General features: G+C 68.0%; 21 protein-coding genes. 12 read left to right on the plus strand and 9 right to left on the minus strand.

All coding sequences use genetic code 11. The annotated features are described in order from the left end of the window. Nucleotides 1-36 precede the first annotated feature (36 nt). On the minus strand, nucleotides 37-1,689 hold the full coding sequence (locus bpln_RS31865; protein WP_055141052.1) for an NRAMP family divalent metal transporter: 1,653 nt from the start codon (nucleotides 1,687-1,689) through the stop codon (nucleotides 37-39). A gap of 1,105 nt (nucleotides 1,690-2,794) precedes the next feature. On the opposite strand from bpln_RS31865, the gene bpln_RS36445 reads away from it, so the two are divergent. Continuing rightward, nucleotides 2,795-3,019, plus strand: a complete 225-nt coding sequence (locus tag bpln_RS36445; RefSeq protein ID WP_148654248.1) for a hypothetical protein — start codon at nucleotides 2,795-2,797, stop codon at nucleotides 3,017-3,019. A 109-nt stretch (nucleotides 3,020-3,128) separates the two neighbouring features. Beyond that, the gene (locus bpln_RS31870) at nucleotides 3,129-4,607 is read left to right on the plus strand and encodes a carbohydrate porin (protein ID WP_055141053.1); all 1,479 of its coding nucleotides are present in this window, start codon (nucleotides 3,129-3,131) and stop codon (nucleotides 4,605-4,607) included. 21 nt (nucleotides 4,608-4,628) lie between these two features. Here bpln_RS31870 and bpln_RS31875 read toward each other — a convergent pair whose 3' ends face one another. Then, complete coding sequence (locus bpln_RS31875) at nucleotides 4,629-5,825, minus strand: GDSL-type esterase/lipase family protein (protein ID WP_055141054.1); 1,197 nt, start codon at nucleotides 5,823-5,825, stop codon at nucleotides 4,629-4,631. 107 nt (nucleotides 5,826-5,932) lie between these two features. After that, entirely contained in the window at nucleotides 5,933-8,116 is a 2,184-nt protein-coding gene (gene katG / locus bpln_RS31880) for a catalase/peroxidase HPI (RefSeq protein WP_055141055.1), read from the minus strand. A gap of 477 nt (nucleotides 8,117-8,593) precedes the next feature. Here katG and bpln_RS31885 point away from each other — a divergent pair, with 477 nt between their 5' ends. Both bpln_RS31885 and bpln_RS31890 read left to right on the plus strand, forming a co-directional pair. Next, nucleotides 8,594-9,517 carry a LysR family transcriptional regulator gene (locus tag bpln_RS31885; RefSeq protein WP_055141056.1) on the plus strand — a complete coding sequence of 308 codons (924 nt, stop codon included), beginning with the start codon at nucleotides 8,594-8,596 and terminating at the stop codon, nucleotides 9,515-9,517. 235 nt (nucleotides 9,518-9,752) lie between these two features. Further along, on the plus strand, nucleotides 9,753-11,213 hold the full coding sequence (locus bpln_RS31890) for an ATP-binding protein (RefSeq protein ID WP_055141057.1): 1,461 nt from the start codon (nucleotides 9,753-9,755) through the stop codon (nucleotides 11,211-11,213). A 77-nt stretch (nucleotides 11,214-11,290) separates the two neighbouring features. Here bpln_RS31890 and bpln_RS36450 read toward each other — a convergent pair whose 3' ends face one another. Next, nucleotides 11,291-11,536, minus strand: a complete 246-nt coding sequence (locus bpln_RS36450) for a hypothetical protein (protein WP_148654249.1) — start codon at nucleotides 11,534-11,536, stop codon at nucleotides 11,291-11,293. Nucleotides 11,537-11,865: 329 nt separating this feature from the next. Between bpln_RS36450 and bpln_RS31895 the strand changes: the two genes are divergently transcribed. Continuing rightward, a complete protein-coding gene (locus bpln_RS31895; RefSeq protein WP_042629072.1) occupies nucleotides 11,866-12,648 on the plus strand; it encodes an ABC transporter substrate-binding protein in 783 nt (260 codons plus the stop codon). Between the two features lie 240 nt (nucleotides 12,649-12,888). Beyond that, nucleotides 12,889-14,004 carry a succinylglutamate desuccinylase/aspartoacylase family protein gene (locus bpln_RS31900; protein ID WP_042629073.1) on the plus strand — a complete coding sequence of 372 codons (1,116 nt, stop codon included), beginning with the start codon at nucleotides 12,889-12,891 and terminating at the stop codon, nucleotides 14,002-14,004. 117 nt (nucleotides 14,005-14,121) lie between these two features. On the opposite strand, the gene bpln_RS31905 is transcribed toward bpln_RS31900, so the two are convergent. Then, the gene (locus bpln_RS31905; protein ID WP_055141058.1) at nucleotides 14,122-14,949 is read right to left on the minus strand and encodes a MetQ/NlpA family ABC transporter substrate-binding protein; all 828 of its coding nucleotides are present in this window, start codon (nucleotides 14,947-14,949) and stop codon (nucleotides 14,122-14,124) included. Between the two features lie 292 nt (nucleotides 14,950-15,241). Between bpln_RS31905 and bpln_RS31910 the strand changes: the two genes are divergently transcribed. From bpln_RS31910 to bpln_RS31935, 5 genes are all read left to right on the plus strand, one after another. After that, a complete protein-coding gene (locus bpln_RS31910) occupies nucleotides 15,242-16,399 on the plus strand; it encodes a porin (protein ID WP_055141059.1) in 1,158 nt (385 codons plus the stop codon). A 202-nt stretch (nucleotides 16,400-16,601) separates the two neighbouring features. After that, nucleotides 16,602-16,862, plus strand: coding sequence for a DUF2866 domain-containing protein (locus bpln_RS31915; protein WP_042629076.1), 261 nt, complete (start codon nucleotides 16,602-16,604; stop codon nucleotides 16,860-16,862). Between the two features lie 134 nt (nucleotides 16,863-16,996). Next, nucleotides 16,997-17,413, plus strand: coding sequence for a DUF6232 family protein (locus bpln_RS31920; RefSeq protein ID WP_055141060.1), 417 nt, complete (start codon nucleotides 16,997-16,999; stop codon nucleotides 17,411-17,413). A gap of 619 nt (nucleotides 17,414-18,032) precedes the next feature. Next, on the plus strand, nucleotides 18,033-19,139 hold the full coding sequence (locus bpln_RS31930; RefSeq protein ID WP_148654250.1) for a FecCD family ABC transporter permease: 1,107 nt from the start codon (nucleotides 18,033-18,035) through the stop codon (nucleotides 19,137-19,139). Between the two features lie 22 nt (nucleotides 19,140-19,161). Continuing rightward, nucleotides 19,162-19,989, plus strand: a complete 828-nt coding sequence (locus bpln_RS31935) for a heme ABC transporter ATP-binding protein (protein WP_055141062.1) — start codon at nucleotides 19,162-19,164, stop codon at nucleotides 19,987-19,989. 242 nt (nucleotides 19,990-20,231) lie between these two features. On the opposite strand, the gene ltaE is transcribed toward bpln_RS31935, so the two are convergent. The 4 genes from ltaE to bpln_RS31955 all read right to left on the minus strand — a co-directional run bounded on the left by ltaE (nucleotide 20,232) and on the right by bpln_RS31955 (nucleotide 23,700). After that, complete coding sequence (gene ltaE, locus bpln_RS31940) at nucleotides 20,232-21,251, minus strand: low-specificity L-threonine aldolase (RefSeq protein ID WP_055141063.1); 1,020 nt, start codon at nucleotides 21,249-21,251, stop codon at nucleotides 20,232-20,234. A gap of 176 nt (nucleotides 21,252-21,427) precedes the next feature. Beyond that, nucleotides 21,428-21,886, minus strand: a complete 459-nt coding sequence (locus bpln_RS31945) for a MarR family winged helix-turn-helix transcriptional regulator (protein ID WP_226993728.1) — start codon at nucleotides 21,884-21,886, stop codon at nucleotides 21,428-21,430. A gap of 840 nt (nucleotides 21,887-22,726) precedes the next feature. Then, nucleotides 22,727-23,326: a YMGG-like glycine zipper-containing protein gene (locus tag bpln_RS31950; protein ID WP_055141064.1), complete on the minus strand. Its 600-nt coding sequence runs from the start codon at nucleotides 23,324-23,326 to the stop codon at nucleotides 22,727-22,729. 17 nt (nucleotides 23,327-23,343) lie between these two features. Next, on the minus strand, nucleotides 23,344-23,700 hold the full coding sequence (locus tag bpln_RS31955; RefSeq protein ID WP_042629083.1) for a hypothetical protein: 357 nt from the start codon (nucleotides 23,698-23,700) through the stop codon (nucleotides 23,344-23,346). Nucleotides 23,701-24,326: 626 nt separating this feature from the next. Here bpln_RS31955 and bpln_RS31960 point away from each other — a divergent pair. Further along, nucleotides 24,327-25,757: a cytochrome ubiquinol oxidase subunit I gene (locus bpln_RS31960; protein ID WP_055141065.1), complete on the plus strand. Its 1,431-nt coding sequence runs from the start codon at nucleotides 24,327-24,329 to the stop codon at nucleotides 25,755-25,757. The last annotated feature ends 36 nt before the right edge of the window (nucleotides 25,758-25,793 follow it).

A 25,793-nucleotide genomic window follows, 5' to 3' on the forward strand; every position in this document is an offset into this window, starting at 1 on the left:
ATGGCGTTCGCAAAACGCGAGCGGCGGCGCGCCGGATCAGGCCAGCGCCGAGCGCACGATCTCGTAGCCGATCATCGCCACGGCGATCACCAGGTAGCCGCGCAGCACGCCCATCCAGAGCCGGCTTTGCGCCGACAGCGACGGCGCCGGCAGCCGATGCAGCGGCGGCATCCGCCACTGGCGCCGCTCGGCATCGCTCCAGCGGTCCGCATCGGCAAACGGCAGCGGCACGCGACGGCGCCCGAACAGACGCAGCGCGGCGAAGCCGATCACACCGAGCCCGCTGCCGCCGACCAGAATCGCCACGATCGTCGTGCCTTCGATGTCGGGGAACACCGTGGCCGCGGTCAGCACGATCGACAGCATTACGAGCACCCAGACGATCGCGCCGGTGCACAGGTTCAGCACGCGCCCGTTGCACCACGGCCCGAGCACGGCGCGATCGTTGCAGAGCAGCAGCAGGAACACCGTCGCGCTCGGCAGCAGCACGCCCGCCAGTGCCTGCACGGCGTTGGTGAGAAAGCCGAGGAACGCATCGCTCGACACCAGCGTGACGGCCGCCGCGAGCGCGATCAGCCCCGCGTAGGCGAGGTAGAACCACTTCGCCTGCGCCACCGGACGATGCAGCGAATGGCGCACGCCGAGCACGTCGCCGACCGCGTAGGCGGTGGCGAGCGAGACCGCCGCCGCGCCGATCACGCAGGCGTCGAGCAGCGCGATCGCGAACACCGTGGCCGGATAGCTGCCGACGTAGCGGTCGAGCGCCGCCAGCACCGCGCCCGCGTCGGTGAAGTTGCCGAACTCGGGCTTGCCCGCGTACATCGCCGCGCTGAAGCCGATCATCGCCACCGCGCCGATCATCACGAGGCCGATGCCGAGCCAGAGATCGAGCTTCTCGTAGCGGCTGAAGGCCGGCGTGATTCGCTTGTCCACCACGTAGCTCTGCTGGAAGAACAGCTGCCACGGCGCCACCGTGGTGCCGACGATGCCGATCACGAGCAGCATCACGTCGGCCAGCTTCGCGTGCCGCGGCCAGCCCGGAACCAGGAAATCGTGGAGGAGCTGCGAGGCGGGCGGATGCACGGCGTGCAGCACCGGGATCAGCAGCAGGCTGCCCGCCACCAGCACCAGCGCGAAGCGCTCGAAACGCCGGAAGCTGCCGGTGCAGACCGCCGCGATGGTGATGACGGCCGCGCCGATCACGCCCGGCACCTTTGGCAATCCGAAATAGTGCAGCGCAAAGGTGACGCCGATGAATTCGGTGACGATCGTCAGCGCGTTGAGCACGAACAGGTCGATCGCGCTGAAGGCGCCCCAGAACCGCCCGAAGCGCGCGAAGATCAGCCGCGCATGGCCCACGCCCGTGACGGCGCCGAGCCGCGCCACCATCTCCTGGTTCACGTAGAGCACCGGGATCAGCAGCAGCAGCGTCCAGAGCAGCGTGGTGCCGTAGTTCTGCCCGGCCTGCGTGTAGGTGCCGAACGCGCCGGCATCGTTGTCGCCGACCATCACGATCAGGCCCGGCCCGAGAATCGCGAGCAGCGTGCGCAGGCGCGCCGCCCAGGTCTTGCGCGGTGCCGTGTCATGCACGTCGATCGTGCCGAGCGCGCCGCGGATGTCGCCGATGTGGGCGTCGTCGAGCACGGCCGGGCCGGACGACGACGGTGGAAGTTGGGTGGAAGTCGACATGGTGGTTCCTGTTGGGCAGGGTGCGCGCGGCACACCGGTGTGTCTGCCTCGCGGGCAGGCCGGCGCGCCGGCGCGGCGGATGTTTTTTATGGGCGCGACGGGGCCGGCGCCGGAGCGAAACCAATCGCCGCCGTCGCGAGACGCATCACGCACGGTCGAGTGGCGCGGCGCGCGGGCGCCGTCGCCGCCGCCGGCATCACGCTCGCGTGACGCGACGGCCGCCGGATCGCGAGGATCCGCGTCGATGAGGCAGGCTGGCTGGGTGGCGAGGCAGCGGCGCCGGCGGGCGCGCGATGCCCGGATCTCCTTTCGTTGCGGTCCGGACCGAAAGCACCGGGACGTGTTGAACCATGCGGCCCGCGCGGCGGCCGGCGCGCAACACGACGCCGGGCGGGCAGCCCGGACGCGGACGCGCGTCGGCCACGGCGCGAGGCCGCAACCATTGCGATGCACGGGAAGGAATGGAAACTTCGGCGCGCACCGTCATGCCGACTGGCGGGACGGTGGCGAGAGGGAAATCAGCGCGCGGCGTCGAGCCGGTCAGGCGAAAAGGGAGATCGAAGATCGACTACTGCTACTGTCCAAGGTGAGTGACCTTTAGTCGGGAATCGGAGCGCATTTTGCTGGGTCGATCCGGCGGCGTCAACCGTCTCCTGCATCATTTTTCATTACGCCGCTCTTACGCGGCCGCCGCGTATCGCGGGCCGGCCGGCAGCCTGCGGCATGCATCCGACAACCGAAGCACTGCAAAGCATTTTCCTGTTGCGCGCGGCGTGGATCGGAGCATAGAATCCGCCGTGCCCGACCGCCACGCAGTACGCAAGCGCCGCCGCGGGCACCTCGTTCAACCCTCCGATCTCACGGACACCATGCCTAGCAGCGACAGTTGTACGCCGGCCCCGACCGGCGACCTGAACCACCGCACGCGCTAGCGACCACAGTCTTCTGTCGCCGCTGCCCGCGTGATTCGAGCAGCGCGCTTCTTCCGGACTCGCCCAGGGTCCGTTTCGCAGCCCGCTTCCATCCTGATGTCCGTCGCGCCCGTCATGCGACGGCAGGATCGCGTTCGTTCGCGATCGCCCGCGCCAGCCGGCCGGAGGATTCGATGTATGTGAAGAATTTCCTGTTTGTTTCGCATTCCTATTTGAGCCAGCGCGACGACGTGCTGTGCGGCTGGCCGCCGGCCGAACCACCCGCGCCGCCAGCACCATCCGCGCTGTCCGAATCGCCCGCCGCCGCCGGGTTCGCGGCGGGCGGGCCAGCCTGCATCGGCAAATCCTGTCATGATCGACAGACCGAGATGCCGGAACGCGACGCTGGCCCGGGCTGAACCCGGCCACGCCGTCCCGAATCCGTCACGACAGGCACCGACACTAGCCGGTGCCTTGCCGCGACGGCCGTCATTCGTCAAACAAAAAAATGCGTTTCCCCCGCAAGACATGAAAACACTCGCCCGTCATTTTCAGTCCGCGCTCCCGCCATGCCGGTTCTCGGCATCACCGGCCGCGCTGCGCCGCATGGCCGTATCGGCCGCGCTCGCGTCGGCCTGCGCCGGCATGCAGGCCACCGCCTGCGCGCAGAACGCCGCCGGCGCCGCCACCACCCCGCCCCCGGCCGACGGCAGCCCGCCCGCCGACGGGCTGTGGCAGCGCGCGACGCTGTTCGGCGACCTCGGCGGCCTGCGCGGCGCGCTCGACAAGCACGGCATCACGTTCACGCTGCAGGAGACCAGCGAGTACCTGACCAACTTCAGCGGCGGCACACGCCGGATCGGCGCCTACGACGGCATGACCCAGGCCACGCTCGCCGTCGACACCAGCAAGCTGTTCGGGCTGGCCGGCGGCACCCTCAACGTCAGCGCGCTGCAGATCCACGGCACCAGCCTGACCTCGCGCGCGCTGTCGGCGCTGCAGAACGCGAGCGGCACCGAGGCGGAAGCGGGCACGCGGCTGTGGGAGCTCTGGTACGGGCAGTCGATCGCCGGCGGCGCGGCCGACATCCGCGTCGGGCAGCAGAGCGTCGACCAGGAGTTCATGGTCAGCCAGACCGCCAGCACCTTCGTCAACGCGACGTTCGGCTGGCCGGTCCTGCCGTCGGTCGACCTGCCGGGCGGCGGCCCGGCCTATCCGCTGTCGGCGCTCGGCGTGCGCGTGAAGGCGCAGCCGACCAACGCGCTGACGCTGCTGGCCGGCGTGTTCGACGGCTATCCCGGCGGCGTCGGGCAGGCCGACATGCAACGCGCCAACCCGCATGGCACGAACTTCAACCTGCACGACGGCGCGCTCTGGATCGGCGAGCTGCAATACGCGCTCAATGCCCCGCAGCCGGGCACGCCCGACGCGCAGCCCGGCGGCCTGCCGGGCACCTACAAGCTCGGCGTCTGGTACCTGTCGGGCGCATTCGCCGATCCGCACACCGACACCAGCGGCGCCTCGCTCGCGGCGCCGGACTCGAACGGCATCGCCCGCACGCATCGCGGCAACTACGGCGCCTACGCGATCGCCGACCAGATGGTGTGGCGCTCCGCGGCCAACCCGTCGCGCTCGCTCGGCGTGTTCGCGCGCGTGATGGGCGCGCCCGACGACCGCAACCCGATCAACTTCTCCGCGCAGGCCGGCGTCTCGCTGAAGGCGCCGTTCGCGGGACGCGACAACGACACGGCCGGCATCGCGCTCGGCTACACCAACGCGACGCTGAACGTGGACGGCGCGACGAGCGATCTCGCGCGGCCGCGCCGCGTCAACGAAACCGTCATCGAGGCGACCTACCAGTATCAGGTGGCGCCGTGGTGGACGCTGCAGGGCGACCTGCAGTACATCGTGCGGCCGGGCGGCGGCTACGACGCGCCGGCCGGCGGCACGGTCAGGCCGATCGGCAACGAGTTCGTGGCCGGCCTGCGCACCGTGGTGAACTTCTGAACGCGCGGCGCGGCCGCGTGCTCACGCGCTGAACACGCCGCCGCGGCCGAACACGCGCGCGGCGAAGCGCTCGGCGATCCGGCGATGCGCGGCGGCGTCGGGATGCAGCTGATCGGGCAGCGGCAGTTCGGCGAAGTCGTCGCGGCCGTACAGGTCGAGGCCGTCGAGATGGAACAGCCGCGCGTCGCCGGCCGCGCGCTGCTGCACGACCTGGCGCAGCACCTCGCGTATCACGCGCAGCGTCAGCTTGCCGGCGGCGCGTTCGGCCGGGTCGCCGGTCGCGCGAAACGAGACCTTGCCGGCCGCCAGCGCCGTCAGGTCGAAAGCGCCCGGCCCCGGCGTGTCCTCGTGGATCGCGCAATAGATCGGCGACACCACCAGCAGCGGCGTATCCGGATGGCCGTCGCGAATCGTGTCGAGAAAGCCATGCACGGCCGGCGCGAGCGCGCGCAGCCGCATCAGGTCGGCGTTGACGAGGTTGATGCCGAGCTTCAGGCTGATCAGGTCGGCGCGCGCGTCGCGGATCGTGCGCGCGACGAACGGGTCGAGCAGCGCGCTGCCGCCGAGGCCGAGATTGACGAGCTCGACGCCGCCCGCCGCCGCGGCCAGCGCCGGCCAGATGCCGGTGGGGCTCGCCGCGTTCGAGCCCTGGCTGATCGAGCTGCCGTGATGGAGCCAGACGCGGCGCGCGCCGTCGTCGTGCGCGCCGGTCGCGTCGATTGCCTCGATCCCCGCGTCGGCGCGCAGTGCGACGAGCCGCGTCGCCTCGTTGTGCGGCAGCCAGATCTCGACGCGCTTGTCATGCGCGGGCAGGCCCGCGAAGCGCAGCGTGGCGGGCGCCCCCGCCTCGCGCGTGGCCGCCCCGCTGCCGAGGTCGATCACCACGCGCTCGCCGCCGTCGGCGCTCGCCTGCGCGAAAAGCTTGCCGTCGACGAGCAGGTCGTAGACGCCGAGCGGCCGCGCGGGCGCGCCGGCATAGCGGTAGCGCGTGGGCAGCGTGTCGAGTTCCAGGCGCGTGGCGCGCGTGCGGAACACGAGCCGCACGCCCGAAGGCTGCGCCTCGACCATCGTCAGTTGCGGATCGGCGCACTGCGCGCGTGCCCAGGCGGGCAGGCGGTGCAGCACGACACCGCGTTCGGTCGGCTCGAGCTCGAACGCGCCGCGCACGAGCGCGTCGCGGATCGGCGCTTCGATCCAGGCGGGCATGGCATTCGTCATGTCGGAGTTCCGCCGCGCGGGCGGTCGAAATAAAAAAACGGCCGATCCGGAGATCGGCCGCCGTGTGGTGCGCGGCCGGGCCAGCCGGCCCGGCGCATCTTACACCCTCACTTCTTCACGTCGTAGCGATCGAGGTTCATCACCTTGGTCCAGGCCGCCACGAAGTCGCGCACGAACTTCTGCTGCGAATCCTCGCTCGCGTAGACCTCGGCGATCGCACGCAGCTGCGCGTGCGAGCCGAACACCAGGTCGACGCGCGTGCCGGTCCAGCGCACGGCGCCCGTCTCGCGGTCGCGGCCTTCGTACTCGTCGTTCGCGTCCGACACCGGCTTCCATTCCGTGCCCATGTCGAGCAGGTTGTGGAAGAAGTCGTTGGTCAGCGCTTCGGGACGATCGGTCAGCACGCCGTGCTTCGCGCCGCCCACGTTCGCGCCGATCACGCGCAGCCCGCCCAGCAGCACCGTCATTTCCGGCGCCGTCAGCGTCAGCAGCTGGGCCTTGTCGACCAGCAGCTTCTCGGCCGGGATCGTGAACTTGCCCTTCAGGTAGTTGCGGAAGCCGTCGGCCACCGGCTCCAGCACCGCGAACGATTCCACGTCGGTCTGCTCGGCCGTCGCATCGACGCGGCCTGCCGTGAACGGCACCGTGATGACGAAGCCGGCCGTCTTCGCCGCCTGCTCGACGCCCGCGTTGCCGGCGATCACGATCAGGTCGGCCAGCGACACCTGCTTGCCGCCCGCGGCCGCGCCGTTGAAGTCGCCCTGGATCCTCGCGAGCACGTCGAGCACCTTGGCGAGCTGCGCCGGCTGGTTCGCTTCCCAGTCCTTCTGCGGCGCGAGGCGGATGCGCGCGCCATTGGCGCCGCCGCGCTTGTCCGAGCCGCGGAACGTGGAGGCCGAGGCCCAGGCGGTGGACACCAGCTCCGACACCGACAGGCCCGAGGCCAGCACCTTCGCCTTCAGCGCGGTCACGTCCTCGTCGTCGACGAGCGCATGCTCGCGCGCGGGCAGCGGGTCCTGCCACAGCAGCTGCTCGCCCGGCACTTCCGGCCCGAGATAGCGCGACACCGGCCCCATGTCGCGGTGGGTCAGCTTGAACCAGGCGCGTGCGAACGCGTCGGCGAACTCGTCCGGGTTCTCGAAGAAGCGGCGCGAGATCTTTTCATAGGCCGGGTCGGCACGCAGCGCGATGTCGGAAGTCAGCATCGACGGCGCGCGGCGCTTCTCCTTGTCGAACGGGTCCGGCACGCTGTTCGCGCCAGCGCCGCCCTTCGGCTGCCACTGGTGGGCGCCGGCCGGGCTCTTGGTCAGCTCCCAGTCGTAGCCGAACAGGTTCCAGAAGAAGTTGTTGCTCCACTTGGTCGGCGTGGACGTCCAGATCACTTCCAGGCCGCTCGAGATCGCATCGGCGCCCGCGCCGCTGCCGTAGCTGCTCTTCCAGCCGAGGCCCATCTGTTCGAGCGGCGCGGCTTCCGGCTCCGGCCCGACGTGCGAGGCGTCGCCCGCGCCGTGGGTCTTGCCGAAGGTGTGGCCGCCCGCGATCAGCGCGACCGTTTCCTCGTCGTTCATCGCCATGCGCGCGAAGGTCTCGCGGATGTCGCGCGCCGAGGCGAGCGGATCCGGGTTGCCGTTCGGGCCTTCGGGGTTCACGTAGATGAGGCCCATCTGCACGGCCGCGAGCGGATTCTCGAGATCGCGGTCGCCGGTATAGCGCTTGTCGCCGAGCCAGGTCGTCTCGTTGCCCCAGTAGATATCCTCGTCCGGTTCCCAGGTGTCTTCACGGCCGCCCGCGAAGCCGAAGGTCTTGAAGCCCATCGATTCGAGCGCGACGTTGCCGGTCAGCACGATCAGGTCGGCCCACGAGATCTTGCGGCCGTACTTTTGCTTGACCGGCCAGATCAGCCGGCGTGCCTTGTCGAGGCTCACGTTGTCGGGCCAGCTGTTGAGCGGGGCGAAACGCTGCTGGCCGCCGCCCGCGCCGCCGCGACCGTCGGCGGTGCGGTAGGTGCCGGCGCTGTGCCAGGCCATGCGGATGAAGAACGGGCCGTAATGGCCGAAATCGGCCGGCCACCAGCTCTGCGACACGGTCATCAGCGCGCGCAGGTCCTGTTTCACGGCGTTGAGGTCGAGGCTGTTGAAGGCGTCGGCATAGTTGAAGCCCTCGTCCATCGGATCGGACAGGGAGGAATGCTGATGCAGGATCTTCAGGTTGATCTGGTTTGGCCACCAGTCGCGGTTCGACGTGCCGCCACCGGCCGTGTGGTTGAACGGGCACTTCGTCTCAGTCGACATCTGTATTCTCCTTTGATCGCAAACGCTTAACGGCCCGTGGGGGTAGAGAGGCCGGATTGCCCGTGAATACTAATGGCTGCGCTCGCCGAGCGGAAATAGGATTAATTGATTGCCGGACCTCGGAAGAACTAATGCGCGCGGCCGCGCGGCGTGCGCGGCACGCGGCCCCGACGGCGCCGTTGCCGGGCATTCGCGGCGGGTTCCGGACCGGTTCCAGGCCGCTTCCTGACCGATTGCCGATCGGCTCACGGCCGCTCGCGCGCGGCAAGCCCGTTCAGCGTAGCGATCGCGCGTGTCGAAACGGTGGGGCCCGAATGCGGGCTTCTTGCGTCGCGTCAAACCAGGCCCGGCGCGCGCCGCGCCGGCATGAACCTGATAACGTGGCGGTCTGGTCGCGCCCGCCGGGCGTGCCTCGCCCGTTCGCGCCCGTTCTCGTCCATGCGCGCTCGCGCCGCAACACACCTCCGGACCGTTTCGATGACCCGCATTCGCAATCCCCTGAACCTCGCGCAGCTGCAGGCCTTCGTGGCCGCCGCGCGTCACCGCAGCCTGCGCGCCGCCGCGCGCGAACTCGGCGTCACGCAGCCGGCCATCACGCACACGATCCGCGAGATCGAGCATGCGCTGAACGCCGAGCTGCTGGTGCGCACCGTGCGCGGCGTCGAGCTGACCGCCTGCGGCCAGGCGCTGCTGCCGCGCGCCGAGCAGCTGCTCGGCGACATGCGGCGCGCGGTGGAGGCGGTGGAGCAGGTGAAGGGCGAGCTGTCGGGACGCGTCGCGGTGGGCGCGATGCCGTCCATCGCGCTGACCGCGCTGCCGCGCGCGGTGCAGAAGTTCCGCGCGACGATGCCCGACGTGCAACTGCATCTGGCCGAGGTGACGACGCCCGACGCGCTCGCGCAGCTGAGCAACGGCGCGCTCGACATCGCCGCGATCCACCATCTGCCCGCGCTCGACCGCGAGTTCACGCAGACGCCGCTGCTGTCCACCGAGTTCGTGATCGTGATGCGCGCCGGGCACCCGCTCGCGAAGGCGCGCGGCCTCGCCGAGCTGCTGGACGCCGAATGGATCGTGACGGTGGATGCCGACGATTTCCCGCACAGCGTGATGATGTCGATGTTCACCGGCCACGGGCTGCCGCTGCCGCGCCGGCTGGTACGCGCGCCCTCGTCGTTCTCGGTCACGCTCGGGCTGGTGTCGCGCTCGGACGTGATCGGCTGCTTCACCAAGCCGCTCGCCGACATGGTCGCGCCGCTCGGCATCCGCATCGCCGCGATCGAGGAGACGCTGCCGGCCTACGAGCTGTCGATCATCTCGCGGCGCGATTTGCTGCCGACGCCGGCCGTGACGCAGTTCGTGGCGTGTTTGAAGCAGGCGGCGGCCGAGGTAGACCTTCTTTGACATCAGCAGCTTGCTCGATTCGCAATTCGCGAGAACCAGGTGATGCCGCGACAAACAGGACTGTTGGAACAGCCCAAGCGGCCGATGCCCAACCGGTACAGTCCAAGTTGGCCGAGCCTGGCAATCTTTGATTGGAAAAGCGAGGCGGAATGCGGAAATTTAGGTCATGCGGTGACTTACAATCGCTGCTTGATGCTCATCGTAATCCGACACCACAATCCACACGTCATCTGACATGAATCTCGAGCGTGATATTGCCCTTGTCGACGAGCTGCGTTCACATACCAGCGAGTGTCAGTGGCTCGAATTCAAGAAAAACAACACCGATCACGAGATGATCGGCAAACGGTGCTCGGCGTTGTCCAACGCTGCGCGCATCGAGGGCAAAGATACGGCGTACATGTTGTGGGGCATCGAGGACGAAACTCACAAGGTGGTGGGTACATCCTTCGATCCGGACTCGCAAAAAGTGGGCGGAATGGTGCTCCAGTTATGGCTGGCAAACGCGTTGCAGCCGAGCATTGCTTTTAGTTTCCGAACGGTCGCGCACCCTGCTGGGCGGGTAGTTTTGCTGGAAATTCCAGCGGCCACGGGAACACCCGTCAGCTACCACAGCGTCCCCTACGTGCGCATCGGCAGTGCAACACCCAAGCTCACCGAATATCCTGAGCGCTACCAAAAGCTCCTTGAGCGAATGCAGCCTTACCGTTGGGAGCATGGCGTCGCAGCGCAATACGTGGAAGCCGACGATGTCTTGAAGTTGCTCGACTACAGTCACTACTTTCGGCTGACGAAGCAACCACTTCCCGACAACCGTGCTGGAATCTTCGAAAAGCTGGCGGCGGATCGGTTGATAGTTCCCGATGTCGGCGGCCGATGGAACATAACGAATCTCGGTGCAATTTTGTTCGCCTATCGGCTTAAAGATTTTGATGCGAGTCTGGCTCGAAAGGCAGTTCGCTGCGTGGCGTACGGAGGCAAGAACCGCGCTGCAAAGGTCACGCACCGTCTGGGCGAAGAGAAAGAACAAAAAGGCTACGCCGTGGGGTTTGAAGACCTCGTCAGCTATCTGAACGAGTTGTCGCCGAAGAACGAGCATATTGGAGCGCTCCGGGAAGCAGCCATCTCGTTCCCCGAGCTGGCCATACGTGAGCTGGTCGCGAATGCTTTGATTCATCAGAACATGACGCTCACTGGTGCAGGGCCGCTGATCGAGCTGTTTGAGGACCGCCTGGAAATCAGCAACCCTGGAGAACCGCTGGTAAAGCCCGAGCGCATGATTGATCTGCCCCCGCGTTCGCGAAATGAAACACTCGCCTCACTCATGCGCCGGATGGGGATGTGCGAGGAACAGGGCAGTGGTCTCGACAAGGTGTTGCAGGTCGTCGAAGTATCGCAGTTGCCGCCGCCGCTGTTTCGCGCGGAACAAAACACGACCTTGGTTACGCTTTACGCCCCGCGGAGCTTCGCCGAGATGACGCCCGACGAGCGTGTCCGTGCTTGTTATTTCCATGCAGTGCTCCGCTTCTTGAGCGGAGACAAGATGAAAAATTCGACGCTGTGTGAGCGCCTTGGAATCGCGTCGAAAAATGCGGCGCAGGCATCAATGGTCATTTCCAGGACGTTGGAGGCAGGCCTCATCAGGGTTGCGGACCGGGAACACCCGCGAGCGGGCTATGTTCCTCACTGGGCATGAAGTACACCGATTTCTTGATCGGGTTTTGATTACATCCGCAGTCCGAGCCCGTCTCGCCTAGGCGAATGCCGAAACGTTCATATAAAAATCAATGACTTACCGACTCCCTCGGGAACCGGATTTTCTTGATCGTGCTTTGAGTCTGCCACCAAGAAAAAAGGGGCAAGGCACAAACAGCGCTTCCTCATTGACATTATTACAAATTTATGGTATCCGCCAGCATCTGGCGCTTCGGCAAACTGCCGAAGCGCCAGATGCTGGATACTTCGTTTCGCTACGATGCTCATTGCCCGCGCAAATCCTGGATTAGCGGCAATACTCATGCCCCATCGCGCTTTCGAGTAGGCATGCCAGCTCGCTCGCACCACGCATTGAACACCGCCCCGAATCGACGCTCCCCACACCATTTCCTTCCACCGCATCATTTCCAAATCCGCAACAAAATGCACGCCGACCCACCCGGCAACGCGCCATCCGGGCCCGTCGGGCTATCCGGGCTTGTACTAGGAACCCGCACGGCTTTTTGTCTTGATAATCTTCCGCGCACGCTCGTCCACATCGGGCGAGGGTCCGAGTCAGCCCGGCCGCCACGGCGCCGGGCGAAGCGCAACGCGGCACGACCGCGCGCAAACCACGTACAAGAGGAGTCATAGTGAAAAAAGTTCTGGCGGCCCTGACGGTTGCCCTGCTTGCCGTGTCGGCAGGCGGCGCCTACGCAAAAGACTGGTCGACGGTCCGCTTCGGCGTCGACGCGAGCTACCCCCCGTTCGAGTCGAAGGGCTCGGATGGCAAGCTGGTCGGCTTCGACATCGACCTGGGCAATGAAATCTGCCGCCGCATCGCCGCGAAGTGCGTCTGGGTCGAGAACGACTTCGACGGGCTGATCCCGGCGCTGAAGGCCCGTAAGTTCGACGGCGTGCTGTCGTCGATGTCGATGACGCCGCAACGCGCCGAACAGATCGCCTTCTCGAACAAGCTGTTCAACACGCCGACCCGCCTCGTCGCCAAGAAGGGCTCGAACATCCTGCCGACGGCCGCCTCGCTGAAGGGCAAGACGGTGGGCGTGGAACAGGGCACGATCCAGGAAACCTACGCGAAGGCCTACTGGGCACCGAAGGGCGTCAACGTCCAGCCGTACCAGAACCAGGACCAGGTCTACGCCGACCTGATCTCGGGCCGCCTCGACGCCACGCTGCAGGACGCGGTGCAGGCCGAGATCGGCTTCCTGAAGACGCCGCGCGGCGCCGGCTACTCGTTCGCCGGCGGCGACATCGACGATCCGAAGACGCTCGGCGAAGGCGCCGGCGTGGGCCTGCGCAAGGAAGACACCGACCTGAAGGCGAAGATCGACGGCGCGATCGTCGCGATGCGCAAGGACGGCACCTACGACAAGCTCGCCAAGAAGTACTTCGATTTCGACGTCTACGGCAAGTAAGCACCGCCTCGACGCGTGATTCGACGGGCCCTGCGGGGCCCGTTGCCTTTGGCGCGGGCGCCGTGCCCAAGCCACCGCCGGCCGCCACCGACCGCCGCCGCGCCTCGTGCCCGGGCCGGCCGCGCCGGGCGCATGCCCGCGGGCCGGCGCCCGAAATCCACCCGGCGCGCCCGCGCAACGTACAATCGTCGTTCCCTCGTCTCGAACGAACCGCGCGGCGCCGCCGCCCGCTCCCCGATCATGCAAACGCAGACCCATCCGCTGATTTCCCCCGCGCTCGGCACCGAACGCCATCTCACCAGCTTCCATTACGGTCCGCGCAGCGGGAAGAAGATCTACATCCAGTCGTCGCTGCATGCCGACGAACTGCCCGGCATGCTGGTGGCCACGCTGCTGCGCCGCCAGTTCGCCGCGCTCGAGGCGGCCGGCAAGCTGCGCGACGAGATCGTCGTGGTGCCGGTGCCGAACCCGATCGGCCTCGCGCAACACGTGTTCGGCGACCATCTCGGCCGCTTCGAACTCGGCTCGATGCAGAACTTCAACCGCAACTTCCACGATCTGGCCGCGCTCGTGATGCCGCGCGTCGAGGGCCGGCTGACGAAGGATCCCGCGCGCAACCTGCTGGCCGTGCGCGAGGCGATGCGCGAGGCGCTCGACGAGCAGAAGCCGCGCACCGAACTCGAATCGCAGCGCCTCGCGCTGCAACGCCTGTCGTATGACGCCGACGTGGTGCTCGACCTGCATTGCGACAACGACGCGGTCATGCACCTGTATACGAATCCGGACCTGTGGCAGGACGTCGAGCCGCTCGCGCGCTACCTCGAAGCGCAGGCCTCGCTGCTGGCGCTGAACTCGGTCGGCAACCCGTTCGACGAGGTCCACAGCTTCTGCTGGTCGGAGCTGCGCGAGCGCTTCGGCAGCCGCTTCCCGATCCCGAACGGCGCGATCTCGGTCACCGTGGAGTTGCGCAGCGAACGCGACGTGAGCTACGAGCTGGCGCAGCACGACGCGCAGGCGATCGTCGATTTCCTGACGCTGCGCGGTTCGATCGAAGGCACCGCGGCGCCGCTGCCGCCGCTCGCGCATCCCGCCACGCCGCTGGCCGGCACCGAGCCGCTGGTCGCGCCGGTGTCGGGCGTGCTGGTGTTCCGCACGCCGGTGGGCATCGTGGTCGAGCCGGGTCAGGAGATCGCCGACATCGTCGATCCGCTGACCGATCGCGTCGTCACGCTGAAGGCCAGCGTGCGCGGCGTGCTCTACGCGCGCCAGGTGGTGCGCTTCGCCACCGCCGGCATGGAAGTGGCGCGCATCGCCGGCAGCACGCCGTTCCGCAGCGGCTCGCTGCTGTCGGCCTGACGCCGGCTGTTGTCACCATCGCCACCGTTGAGCGGTGGCGCAAAGTGAATCCGGCCGGCCGCGCGCACCAGGCGCGGGCCGGCCGTCTCGCCGTCCGGTTGCGCGGCCGGCCGCGCCTCAGAACGCCGGCACGATCGCGCCGTTGAACTTCGCGTCGATGAACTTGCGCACGTCGTCCGACTCGTAGGCGGCCACCAGCTTCTTCACCCACGGCTTGTCGCGATCCTGCGCGCGCACCGCGATCAGGTTCGCGTAAGGCCCCTTCAGATCCTCGATCGCGATCGCGTCCTTGACGGGCGTGAGCCCGGCCTTCACGGCGTAATCGGTATTGATCGAGGCCGCGTCGAGGTCGGGCAGCGCGCGCGGCAGCTGCGCGGCGTCCAGCTCCACCAGCCTGATCTTCTTCGGGTTCTCGGCCACGTCGAGCGGCGTGGCGTTCACGCCGTTGCTGCCCGCCCCGGCCTTCAGCTTGATCACGCCGTACTTCTGCAACAGCAGCAGCGCGCGGTTGCCGTTCGACGGATCGTTCTGGATGCCGACCTTCGCGCCCACCGGCAGGTCCTTCAGCGATTTCAGCTTCTTCGAATAGAAGCCCATCGGCGCGGTGTAGGTAAGCCCGACGCCGACGATCCGGTAGCCGCGCTGCTTGATCTGGCTGTCGAGAAACGGCTGGTGCTGGAAGCCGTTCGCGTCGAGATCGCCGGAATCGAGCGCCGCGTTCGGCTGCACGTAGTCGTTGAATTCGATCACCTTGATCGGCAGCCCGTCCTGCGCGGCCACCTTCGCCACCTCGTTCCAGATCTGCGCGTCAGGCCCGCTCATGGTGCCGATCTTCAGCGGCGGCGCGCCGTCCGCCCGCGCACCGGAGACGACCGCGAACGCCAGCGCGCCGCCGATCGCAACCCGCCCGAAACACCCCCACAACCCGCTGAAAAAGCGCGCCATTGCAACCTCTCACGTTTTGGAATGCGGCGCATCGTCGCATATCGACGGCAAACGCCCAACCAAGCGATCGTCATCAGCATCGATGCGTGAACGCGAAAAGCAAACGCGGAAAAGTCATATTCGTTGCGGATACAACCGCTGACCGGCGGCTGTGGCGTGGGCGCGACAGGTCCGAACTATGACAGTGGCTGTCATATTCATTTCCCCCTGTCCCGATAAAGTTCGCCCCGTTCCCTCCAAGACGCCTTCAAGAGCGCGGAACCGCACACCTTTATTTCGCTCGGAGATTGCTTTGAACAAGAAACTGTTGACCACCGCCATCCTGGCCGCGACGGCAAGCGCCGCGCACGCACAAAGCAGCGTCACGCTGTACGGCGTCATCGACGCGGGTATCAGCTACGTTAACCACAGCAAGAACGCCGCTGGCGGTACGGACAAGCTGTTCAAGTACGACGACGGCGTCGCGCAAGGCAGCCGCTGGGGCATCCGCGGCACGGAAGACCTGGGCGGCGGCCTGAAGGCGATCTTCGTGCTCGAAAACGGCTTCAACAGCGGCAACGGCACGCTGGGCCAGGGCGGTGCGATGTTCGGCCGTCAGGCATTCGTCGGCCTGTCGAAGAACGACGTGGGCACGGTCTCGTTCGGCCGCCAGTACTCGTTCTCGACCGACATCCTCGGTTCGAACTACTCGACGGGTGGCAACACGGTCGTCGGTAACTACGCCTACCACGTCAACGACATCGACCAGTTGACCTCGAGCCGCATCAACAACTCGGTCAAGTTCCAGAGCGCGAATTACTACGGCTTCACGTTCGGCGCGTTGTACGGCTTCTCGAACCAGGCGGGCGCGTTCGCCGGCGCGAACTCGACGACGGTCGGCACGACCACGACGGCAGGCTCGTCGCGCGCGTACAGCTTCGGCCTGAACTACGCGAACGGCCCGGCATCGATCGGCGCGGCCTACACGGACATCCGCTTCCCGGCGCAAGCCACGCCGGCTTTCTCGACCGCGATCGCGAATATCGGCACGGGCACGGTGCGTGACCTGCGCACGCTCGGCGTCGGCGGCCGCTATGTCTGGGGCCCGGCAACGGCATGGCTGCTGTGGACGAACACGCAGTTCGACGCGCTCAACACGTTCGGCACGAAGTACAACGCCTACGAAGCCGGCGTGAAGTACGCACTGACGCCGGCTCTGTCGGGCGCAGTGGGCTACACGTACTCGAACGCGACGCAGAACAACCAGTCGTACCACTGGAACCAGGTGAACGGCACGGTCGACTACGCACTGAGCAAGCGCACCGACGTCTACGGCCTGGTGGTTTACCAACAGGCTTCGGGCAAGGGCGTGCAAGCGCAGATCGGCTCGAGCACCAGCTACTTCAGCACGTCGGGCTCGGGTTCGAAGAACCAGATCGCCGCCCGCGTCGGTATCCGCCACAAGTTCTAAGCACTCGCTTCACTCGCGGCAAACTACGGCAGAACGTCCCGCCTCCTGGCGGGACGTTTTTTTTGCGCTTTAAGTTTCATTTAATTCTGGATTGAGAGGATTCTCTCACCCCCCCTGTTGGCCGCCTGAGCATCGGCGGCGTTTTTTTTGCCCGCGCGCCGGACGGCCATCGCCACCGGGCGGTACAGGACTGGAGGAAACAATGATCGAAGATATCGTGTTCAACCACCTCCCGACGATACTGACGCGCGAGCATGCGTATCCGGTCCAGAGTTGCCGCGTGTCGGTGGCGATGCAGCGGCCGTGGGGCCGCCCTTATCGTCTCGTCGAATGGACCATGCATCTCGACGCCCCCGCGCGGCGCCGCATCGTGCCGGCCGAAAGCACCGACGTCCAGATCGCAGAAGCCGTCGCCTCGCATGTGCCGGGCCGGCTCTACGAGGACGGCGCCTCGCTGCTCTGACCAGCACCTGACCACCACACCGGACAAGCGCGGCGAACAGTTTCCCTGATCGCCGTCATTCCGCCGCGCCGCGTTTTCGGGCAGATCCGGCGGGAATTCTGCTACGCTCCCCGTTTTCCACCTGGCGTCTCATCATGGAAAACACATTCAACGAACATGGCGTCTCGGTCACTCGCAACGGGCTGTCCTGCGCGGGCGCCGTGTTCGCGCTGCGCGACATTCGCGGCGTCGAGGTCGTGACCGTCGACAAGGACTGGATCGTGCCGGTCGCGATTTCGCTGCTCGGCGTGGCCGGCCTCGTCTTCGGGCTGCTCCAGGCGTCGAGCGCCGCGATCGTGGTGGGCGTGATGCTGATCGTGGTCGGCTGGCTGACCTGGTCCTCGCAGGACATCATGCACCGGCTGATGGTCGATACGCCCGACGGCAAGCGCGAGGCCGTGGTCAGCGCGGATCCGGAATTCCTCGGCCGCGTCGCGCAGGTGGTGCGCAACGCGCAGGCCGCGCAAACCGCGCAGGCTTCGGCGGCTTCGCCGGCACCGGCCAAGGTGTGAGCGCGCACGGCGGCGCGCCATGCGCCGCCGTGGACCCCGTGGATTGACTCCGCTGCCCGCCGTTTCATGCGCCGGCGCCCCCTTCCGTCTTCATCACTCCCACCCCGTCCACGCTCCCGTCCCGACAAGGGCCAGCCGCTCGCGGCATGCCTTGGCGAAAGCGATCGTCGGGCAACCGACCCGCCGTTGTCGCGGAATTCGGTTGGTCAGACCGTTAGTTGCCGGCAAGACCGCGGCCGCGTGCATCATGTCCATCGGGTCACGTCGCATTGAAACGATAATCATTCTCACTTAAGATCATCGCTTTCCGATCGCCTTGTTTTCGCCGGCCAGCCGGCCATGGCGACGCAATGCCAGCCAGGTGGACATCTCTCACCGAGCCAGCCGCAAGCTCGACGTTCCAACGGGAGATTCACATGCTTCGACATCCGCTCATGCGCCGGCTGCGCCGCGTCGCCCCCACCGGTGCTTTCGACGTCCGGGCCGCCACGCCGGCCCCGGACGCCGCCGTCGCGTCCACTCCCCACGTCTCGTCCACTCCGCCCGCGCGCGATCGTCAGGACTTCGATGCATCGCCCGCATGCGCCGGCGCGGACGAGCCGACCGCGCCGGCGGCCTGATGCCGACCGGCTCGATGATCGCCGCCGGCCCGCGTACCCATCGACCCGAGCCGGCCACGCCGGGCGGGCGCGCCGTGGCACGGCGGCGCCGGATCGCGCGCGCGATGCTGGCCGCGCTCGCGGTCGCGCTGCTGCTCGCGATGCTCGCCGCATGCAGCATCGGCGCCTACCGGCTGACGCCCGCGCAAATGCTGGCCGCGCTGCTCTCGCCCGACGACGCCGCGCAACGGCAGGCGCGCGCGGTACTGATCGGGATTCGCGCGCCGCGCGTGGTGCTCGCGGCCCTGGTCGGGCTCGGCTTCGGCAGCGCCGGCGCCGCGATGCAGGCGCTGTTCCGCAATCCGCTCGCGGACCCGGGGCTGGTTGGCGTGTCGAGCGGCGCGGCGCTCGGCGCAAGCGCGCTGATCGTGCTAGGCCCGCTGGTCGCGGCCGGTCCGGTGCCGGCCCTGTCGCTGCCGGTGGCGGCGTTCCTCGGCGCGCTGGTCGTGACCGCGCTCGTCTACCGGCTCGCGGCCACGCGCGGCCGGCTCGCGGTCCCGCTGCTGCTGCTCGCCGGCATCGCCATCAACGCGCTCGCGGGCGCGGCGATCGGCCTGCTCACCTATATCGCCAGCGACGCGCAACTGCGCTCGCTGACGTTCTGGAGCCTCGGCAGCGTCGGCGGTGCGCAGTGGTCGACGCTCGCGGCCGTCGCGCCGTTCGCGCTGGCCGCCACCGCCTGGCTCGCGCGCGAACGCCATGCGCTGAACGCGCTGCAGCTCGGCGAAACCGAGGCGCTGCACCTCGGCGTGCCGGTGCAGCGCGTGAAGCGCGGCGTACTGCTCGCCACCGCGCTCGGTATCGGCTCGCTGGTCTCGTGTACCGGCGTGATCGGCTTCATCGGGCTGGTCGCGCCGCATTGCGTGCGGCTCGTGTGCGGCCCGGACCAGCGTGTGGTGATGCCGGGTGCGGCGCTGCTCGGCGCGCTGCTGGTGGTGGTCGCCGATCTCGCCGCGCGCACCGTGGCCGCGCCGGTCGAGATTCCGCTCGGCATCCTGACCGCGCTGATCGGCGCGCCGTTTTTCCTCGCGCTGCTGCGCAAGAGCCGCGAGGCGTTCGGCGGCTGATGCGCCCGTTCCGGTTTCCACCATGCTGATCGCCCAACATCTGTCCATCGCCCGCGGCCACCACGCGGTGCTGCACGGGCTCTCGCTGCAACTCGCGCCGGGGAGCGTGACCGCCTTGCTGGGCCGTAACGGCGCCGGCAAGAGCACCTTGCTGAAAGCGCTCGCCGGCGAGTTCCACGGCGTCGGCGCGCCGCGCCGCGTGCGGGTGGGCGGCAGCGTGACGCTGAACGGCACGCCGCTCGACAAGCTCCGCGCCGCGACGCTCGCGCGGCTGCGAGCGGTGCTGCCGCAGGCGGCCCAGCCGGCGTTTCCGTTCGTCGCCGACGAACTCGTGCTGCTCGGCCGTTATCCGCACGCCCGGCCGGGCGGCGCCCTGGCCGCGCGCGACCACGAGGTCGCGCAGCGCGCGCTCACGCTGGCAGGCGCCGCGACGCTGGCCGGCCGCGACGTGACCACGCTGTCGGGCGGCGAACTCGCGCGCGTGCAGTTCGCACGCGCGCTCGCGCAGATCTGGCCCGACGACGACCTGCGCCATCCCGAGGACGCTCCGCGCTATCTGCTGCTCGACGAACCGACCGCCGCGCTCGATCTCGCGCACCAGCACCATCTGCTCGCGACGGTGCGCGAGCTTGCGCGCGACTGGCGGCTCGGCGTGCTGACCATCGTCCACGATCCGAACCTAGCCGCGCGCCACGCCGACCGCGTCGCGCTGCTCGCCGACGGCGGCCTGCTGGCCGAGGGCGCGCCCGCCGACGTGATGCAGCCCGCGCTGATCGAGCGCTGCTTCGGCTTCACGGTGAAGATGATCGATGTCGGCGGCGGTGCGCCGCCGGTGATGGTGCCGGCCTGAACGGCCGGCACGACGAAGGAGGGAGCGAGGGTGGGCGGCGTGGCCGGCGGCGCGTACCTGAATCGCGAACCTCGGAACCCGGAGACGGCGCGCCGCTCCAGCCGAACCGGCCGGCCGTAGCGCTGGCAGATGTCGTCCGACGGCATCGCGCGAAATCGAGTCGCGTGGCGCGCCACATCCGCACGGGCTCGAGCGACCCGCGCGCGGGCCGCGCCCGCCGCCCGCTCAAACCATCAAGCCACTCAAGCCGCACGCGGCTTCTGCGCGAAATACGCGCGCACAGCCTCGACGAACGTATCGATCCCGTCGGCCGACACGTCGCGATGCGTGACGAAGCGCGAGGCATACAGCATCTGCGTCAGGATCCCGCGCGCCTTCAGCCAGGCTTCGAGCGGCGCGCAGTCGGCGTCGGGGAACTGCGCGAACACCATGTTCGTCGCCTGCGACAGCACCTTCACCTCGTCGATCCGCGCGAGGCCGGCGGCGAGCCGCTCGGCGTTGGCGTGATCGTCGACGAGCCGCTCGACGTGATGGTCGAACGCATAGAGGCACGCCGCCGCGAGCACGCCGGCCTGGCGCATGCCGCCGCCGAGCACCTTGCGCCAACGGTTTGCCACCTCGATCAACTCGCGGCTGCCGACCAGCACCGAGCCGACCGGCGCGGCGAGCCCCTTCGAAAAGCAGATCGACACCGAATCGAACGGCGCGCAGAGCTCGGCGAGCGGCTTGCCGGTGGCGGCGGCGGCATTGCAGACGCGCGCGCCGTCGAGATGGGTGGCGAGGCCGCGGCTGCGCGCGAGCGCGGTCGCCTCGCTGACGTAGCCGGCCGGCAGCACCTTGCCGCCGATCGTGTTCTCGAGCGCGAGCAGGCGCGTGCGGGCGAAGTGATTGTCGATCGGCTTGATCGCGGCGGCGATGCGATCGAGTGGCAGCGAACCGTCGGCGGCGTTGTCGATCGGCTGCGGCTGGATGCTGCCGAGCACGGCCGCGCCGCCGCCTTCGAACTTGTAGGTGTGCGCCTGCTGGCCGACGATGTATTCGTCGCCGCGCGCGCAATGCGCCATCAGCGCGGCGAGGTTGCTCTGCGTGCCGCTCGGGAAGAACAGGCCAGCCTCCTTGCCGGCCCGTTCGGCGACCGCAGCCTGCAGTCGCGCGACGGTCGGATCGTCGCCCCAGACGTCGTCGCCGACTTCGGCGGCGCTCATCGCGGCCAGCATCGGCTGACTCGGGCGAGTCACGGTATCGCTACGTAGATCGATCATGGAATGCGTCCTCGGGTGTCGCCGCAGGCCGGCAGGCCGGCGCGGCTGACGTTGTGGCGGGAAAAAAACGAGTGTACGCAATCCGGCGCGTCGCCGCGCCCTTTCCAATTTAAATCGGGCACGGACGCGCCGACGGGATGGCCGCCGGCACCAGCAGGCCCTCACCGTCCGGTCGGTCAGACGTGCGTTTCTTCCACACAGCAGATGCCGAGGTCGAGGCCGTCGGCCTGGATCACGCGGTCGAGGTTCGTGTTCACGCGCGCGAGCAATCCGGCCAGCTGCCGGCGCTCGTCGTCGCTGAATCCGTCGAGCGCGATGCGGCTCGCTTCGTCCAGCACCGCCTTGCCCTCGGGCAGCTTGCGGTCGGCGTCCTCGGTCAGGGAGATCAGCCGGCTGCGCTTGTCGCCCGGATCGGCCACGCGGCAGACCAGCCCGTCGCGCTCCATCCGGTTCAGCAGTTGCGCCATGCTCGGCTGCTCGACCTGCATGCGGCGCGCCAGCTCCGCCTGCGACAGCGCCCCCGCCGCCTTGAGCAGACTCAGCACCGGCACCTGGCTCATCGCGAAACCGAGTTCGCGCAGCGGCCTGTCGACGACACGTGTATAGAGTCGCGTGGTGAGGCCGACCAGCTTCAATGGATGTATCGATGAATCTTCCATCTCGCGAAGGTTCTCTCGGAAATTGGGATTATCAAAACGGGAATCGTGCGGCTGCCGTCTCCCTTTGCGCGGCGAACCAGCGGCCGCATCAGGGCACGTCTCACGGCGGCGACACGATCGCCTTTCATTCCCCGAGGCACGCTTCGGCCTGGCAGCGGGCGGCGCGATACATCGGGAAAATCACCTCGGATCGGCGGACCTGACGGCTTGCGATTCCTCCGTCGAATCGCTCCGGACTTCGACGGCGCCGCCTTCCCCACGCGATTCATTACCAACGCGACGCACGGTGCGTACCCGTGAATCGCCAAACGAGATAACGACACAGCTTCGCCACGCTATAGCGCCCAATCAGCAAGGAATTTGAGCAGGATCAAAGTTTGTGAATGACGCCGGCTGGAATCGACCAAACGCATCGCGTGCGTGCCGATTCTTCATCGTGCTTTCGTGACGGATACGGAGCGATATTCGCGCACGGCGCGGGACGCGGTGCGAACGCGGAAGGAAAGGGAAACGAGACGCGTGGAAATACGCGGACGGAGGCGAAAAAAAAGCGCCGATAACGACGTCATCCAGCCGACGAATACGCAATGCGTTGCGACGGATATATCGATTGTTCGCGGAGGCGGTGATCGTGAGCGATACGGGTTCGGATCGTCATCATCGCCCAAGGCATCGCGTGTGCAACCGCGCGGAATATTCACGGCACGGATCGCCCGGCGCGATGCATGACGCCGACCCCCATGCACGACGCGCGGCATGGCACCGCGCATCATGCATGGCCGGCGCGTCGGCATGCCCGCGCCGGCCCGCAACCGCTCAATCCGGCGGCGGCATGTCGGGAGGCGGCGGCGGCGTGTAGCCGCGATTGCCGCCGTAGCCGCCCGGCGCCGGGCCGCCGCCATAACCGTCGCCATACCCGCCGCCACCGTAGCCGCCACCGCCGTAGCCGGCATCGTCGCGGCTGCGCACGCGGCCCGGCACCGGCACGCGATCGCCGGCCGCATACATGCATTGCATGTAGGCATAGTCGTAGCGACGCTGCACGTCGTAGGCCGAGCCCTGGGCGTTGCCCATCCCGACCACGCTGCCGGCCAGCAGCCCGGCGCCCGCGCCGACCGCCGCGCCGCGGCCGCCGTTGAAGGCCGCGCCGGCCGCCGCGCCGAGCGCGGTGCCCACCGCCGCGCTGCCGAGCGCGCTCGCGGTGGCGGCCTGGTTCGACGACACGCCACCCACCTGGTTGGTGGCGAACTGGCGGCAGTTGCCGTCGTCGGCCTGGAACTGGTCGAACGTCTTGCCCGTGCCGGGCAGCGCCATCACGCTGGGGCCGGGCGGCATCACCGCGCAGGCGCTGAGCAGGCCGGCGCCCGCGGCGGCGGCGAGCGCCCAGCGCCCGCCGGTGCGGATTTCGAATTTCATCGGTGATCTCGTCATGGTCATTGCGGGCGGGCCGGCACTTCGCGCCAGCCTGACGAACAGGTCTTCACGTAGGGGTAGTAACGCTTCGACGCGTTGCAGTAGTACCAGGAGCCGGGTTCGAGCGGCGGCGCGCCGGCCTCCTCGGGCGGCGGCGGCCCGGGCGGCTGGCCGCCCTGCTCGACGTATTCGGGCGGCGGCCCCGGATCGACCGGCACCGCGACCAGCGGCGGCGGCGCGTAATAGACGGGCGGCGGATACCAGTAGCCGCCCCAGCCGGGGCCGATGTACACCCCCACCCGCGCCGCATGGGCGGCGCTCGTGGCGGTCACGGCGGCAACCGCCGCGACGCCGAGCACGATCTTCAGTTTGTTCACTTCACGCTCCGGGATACACGGGACCGCGCCCCGCGTTTTGTCGATACCCGAGACGCTACCCGCCGGCCGCGTGCCGTCAGTTACGAGTCTGCGCAGTGATTTTGCGGACCGTTACATTCGTGACCGTGCCGTGGCAAAACCACGCGGATTGGTCCGCGTCGAATTACCTCGTAATACGCGGAAACAATCGACGAGACGCGCGGTGCGTCGCCCTGGAACCGGCGGCGGCCCCGCTGTCGGCGTACCGGAAGCAAGGCGACAGGCAATCGAAACTTCGTCGGCCTCGCACGCAATCGTCCGGAATCCGCAGGGCGCCGCGCGGCCTCGCGTGGTAACGCCGCCGTCGCCCGTCCTACGCAGCGGTCGATTGCCGCAGGTGCGGCAGACAACCGCATTTCAGCGTGCGCGCTCGATCTCGAACTTTTTTGATGCTTATCAATGTGTTATCTCGATATTGATTAAGAACAGGAAAATCATCGGAGCAAAGTGCGACGAGTTGGCACATTTCGGGCGTCGATCGTGCCCGCAATACTGCGCTCATCCCCGCTGCCGCGGCGCATCGCGCGGCGCCGGGAGGGCCGCCCGGCAACCGCCCGCGGCCGTCACACGCTTCCGGTCACACGCTCATGGATACCGCTCTTTCGGCCCTGGATCTGGCCCGCCTGCAGTTCGCCTTCACCGTCTCGTTCCACATCGTGTTTCCCGCGCTCAGCATCGGCCTTGCGAGCTTCATCGCGGTGCTCGAATACCGCTGGCTGAAAACGGGCCTTCCCCATTACAAAACCCTCTGCCTCTACTGGTCGAAGATCTTCGCGGTCGCGTTCGGCATGGGCGTGGTCTCCGGCGTGGTGATGAGCTACGAGTTCGGCACCAACTGGGGCGGCTTCTCGAGCTTCGCCGGCGCCGTCACCGGCCCGCTGCTGATGTACGAGGTCATGACCGCGTTCTTCCTCGAGGCCGGCTTCCTCGGCATCATGCTGTTCGGCTGGAACCGGATGAGCCCGCGCGCGCACTTCGGCGCCACGCTGATGGTGGCGATCGGCACGCTGATTTCGACGTTCTGGATCCTCGCCTCGAACAGCTGGATGCAGACGCCGCAGGGCTTCGAGATCGTCGGCGGCCGCGTGGTGCCGACCGACTGGTTCAAGATCGTTTTCAACCCGTCGTTCCCGTACCGGCTCGCCCACATGGCGATCGCGGCGTTCATCGTCGCCGCGCTGGTGGTGGCCGCCACCGGCGCCTGGCATCTGCTGAAGGGCCGCCGCGACAAGAGCGTCACCACCATGTTCTCGATGGCGCTCGGCCTGCTGCTGATCCTCGCGCCGATCCAGGCCGTGGTCGGCGACCAGCACGGCATCAACACGCTCAAGTACCAGCCGGCCAAGATCGCCGCGATCGAGGGGCTGTGGGACACCGAGCAGGGCGGCACCGCGCTGAACCTGTTCGGCATCCCGGACATGCAGGCCGAAACCACGCGCTACGCGCTGAAAGTGCCGCACCTCGGCAGCCTGATCCTCACGCACAGCTGGAACGGCGAGATCCGCGGCCTCAAGAGCTTCGCGCCCGAGGATCGTCCGAACTCGACGCTGGTGTTCTGGACCTTCCGTGTGATGGTGGCACTCGGCTTCGCGATGATCGGCCTCGCACTGGCGGGCTGGCTGCTGCGCCGGCGCGGCCGCCTGTACGACGCGCGCTGGTTCCACCAGCTCGCGCTGGTGATGGGGCCGACCGGCTTCATCACGCTGCTGGCCGGCTGGATCACGACCGAGGCCGGACGCCAGCCGTGGGTGGTGTACGGCGTGATGCGCACCGCCAACGCGGCCTCGCCGCTCACCACGCAGCAGGTCGGGCTGTCGCTGATGACGTTCGTGTTCGTCTATTTCCTGGTGTTCGGCACCGGCATCTACTACCTGCTCAAGCTGATCAACGCGGGGCCGGCGCTGCTCGACGCGCCGCACGGCGGCGGATCCGGCACGGACCCTCACGCCGACGGACACGGCGAGCAGTCGGGCCGCCGCCCGCTGTCGGCCCCGGACCAGCTGATCGACGCCGCCTGAGCGCCGCCACGACACGAACCGCACAAGGAAGCACAA

Source organism: Burkholderia plantarii, assembly GCF_001411805.1.
Classification (GTDB): domain Bacteria; phylum Pseudomonadota; class Gammaproteobacteria; order Burkholderiales; family Burkholderiaceae; genus Burkholderia; species Burkholderia plantarii.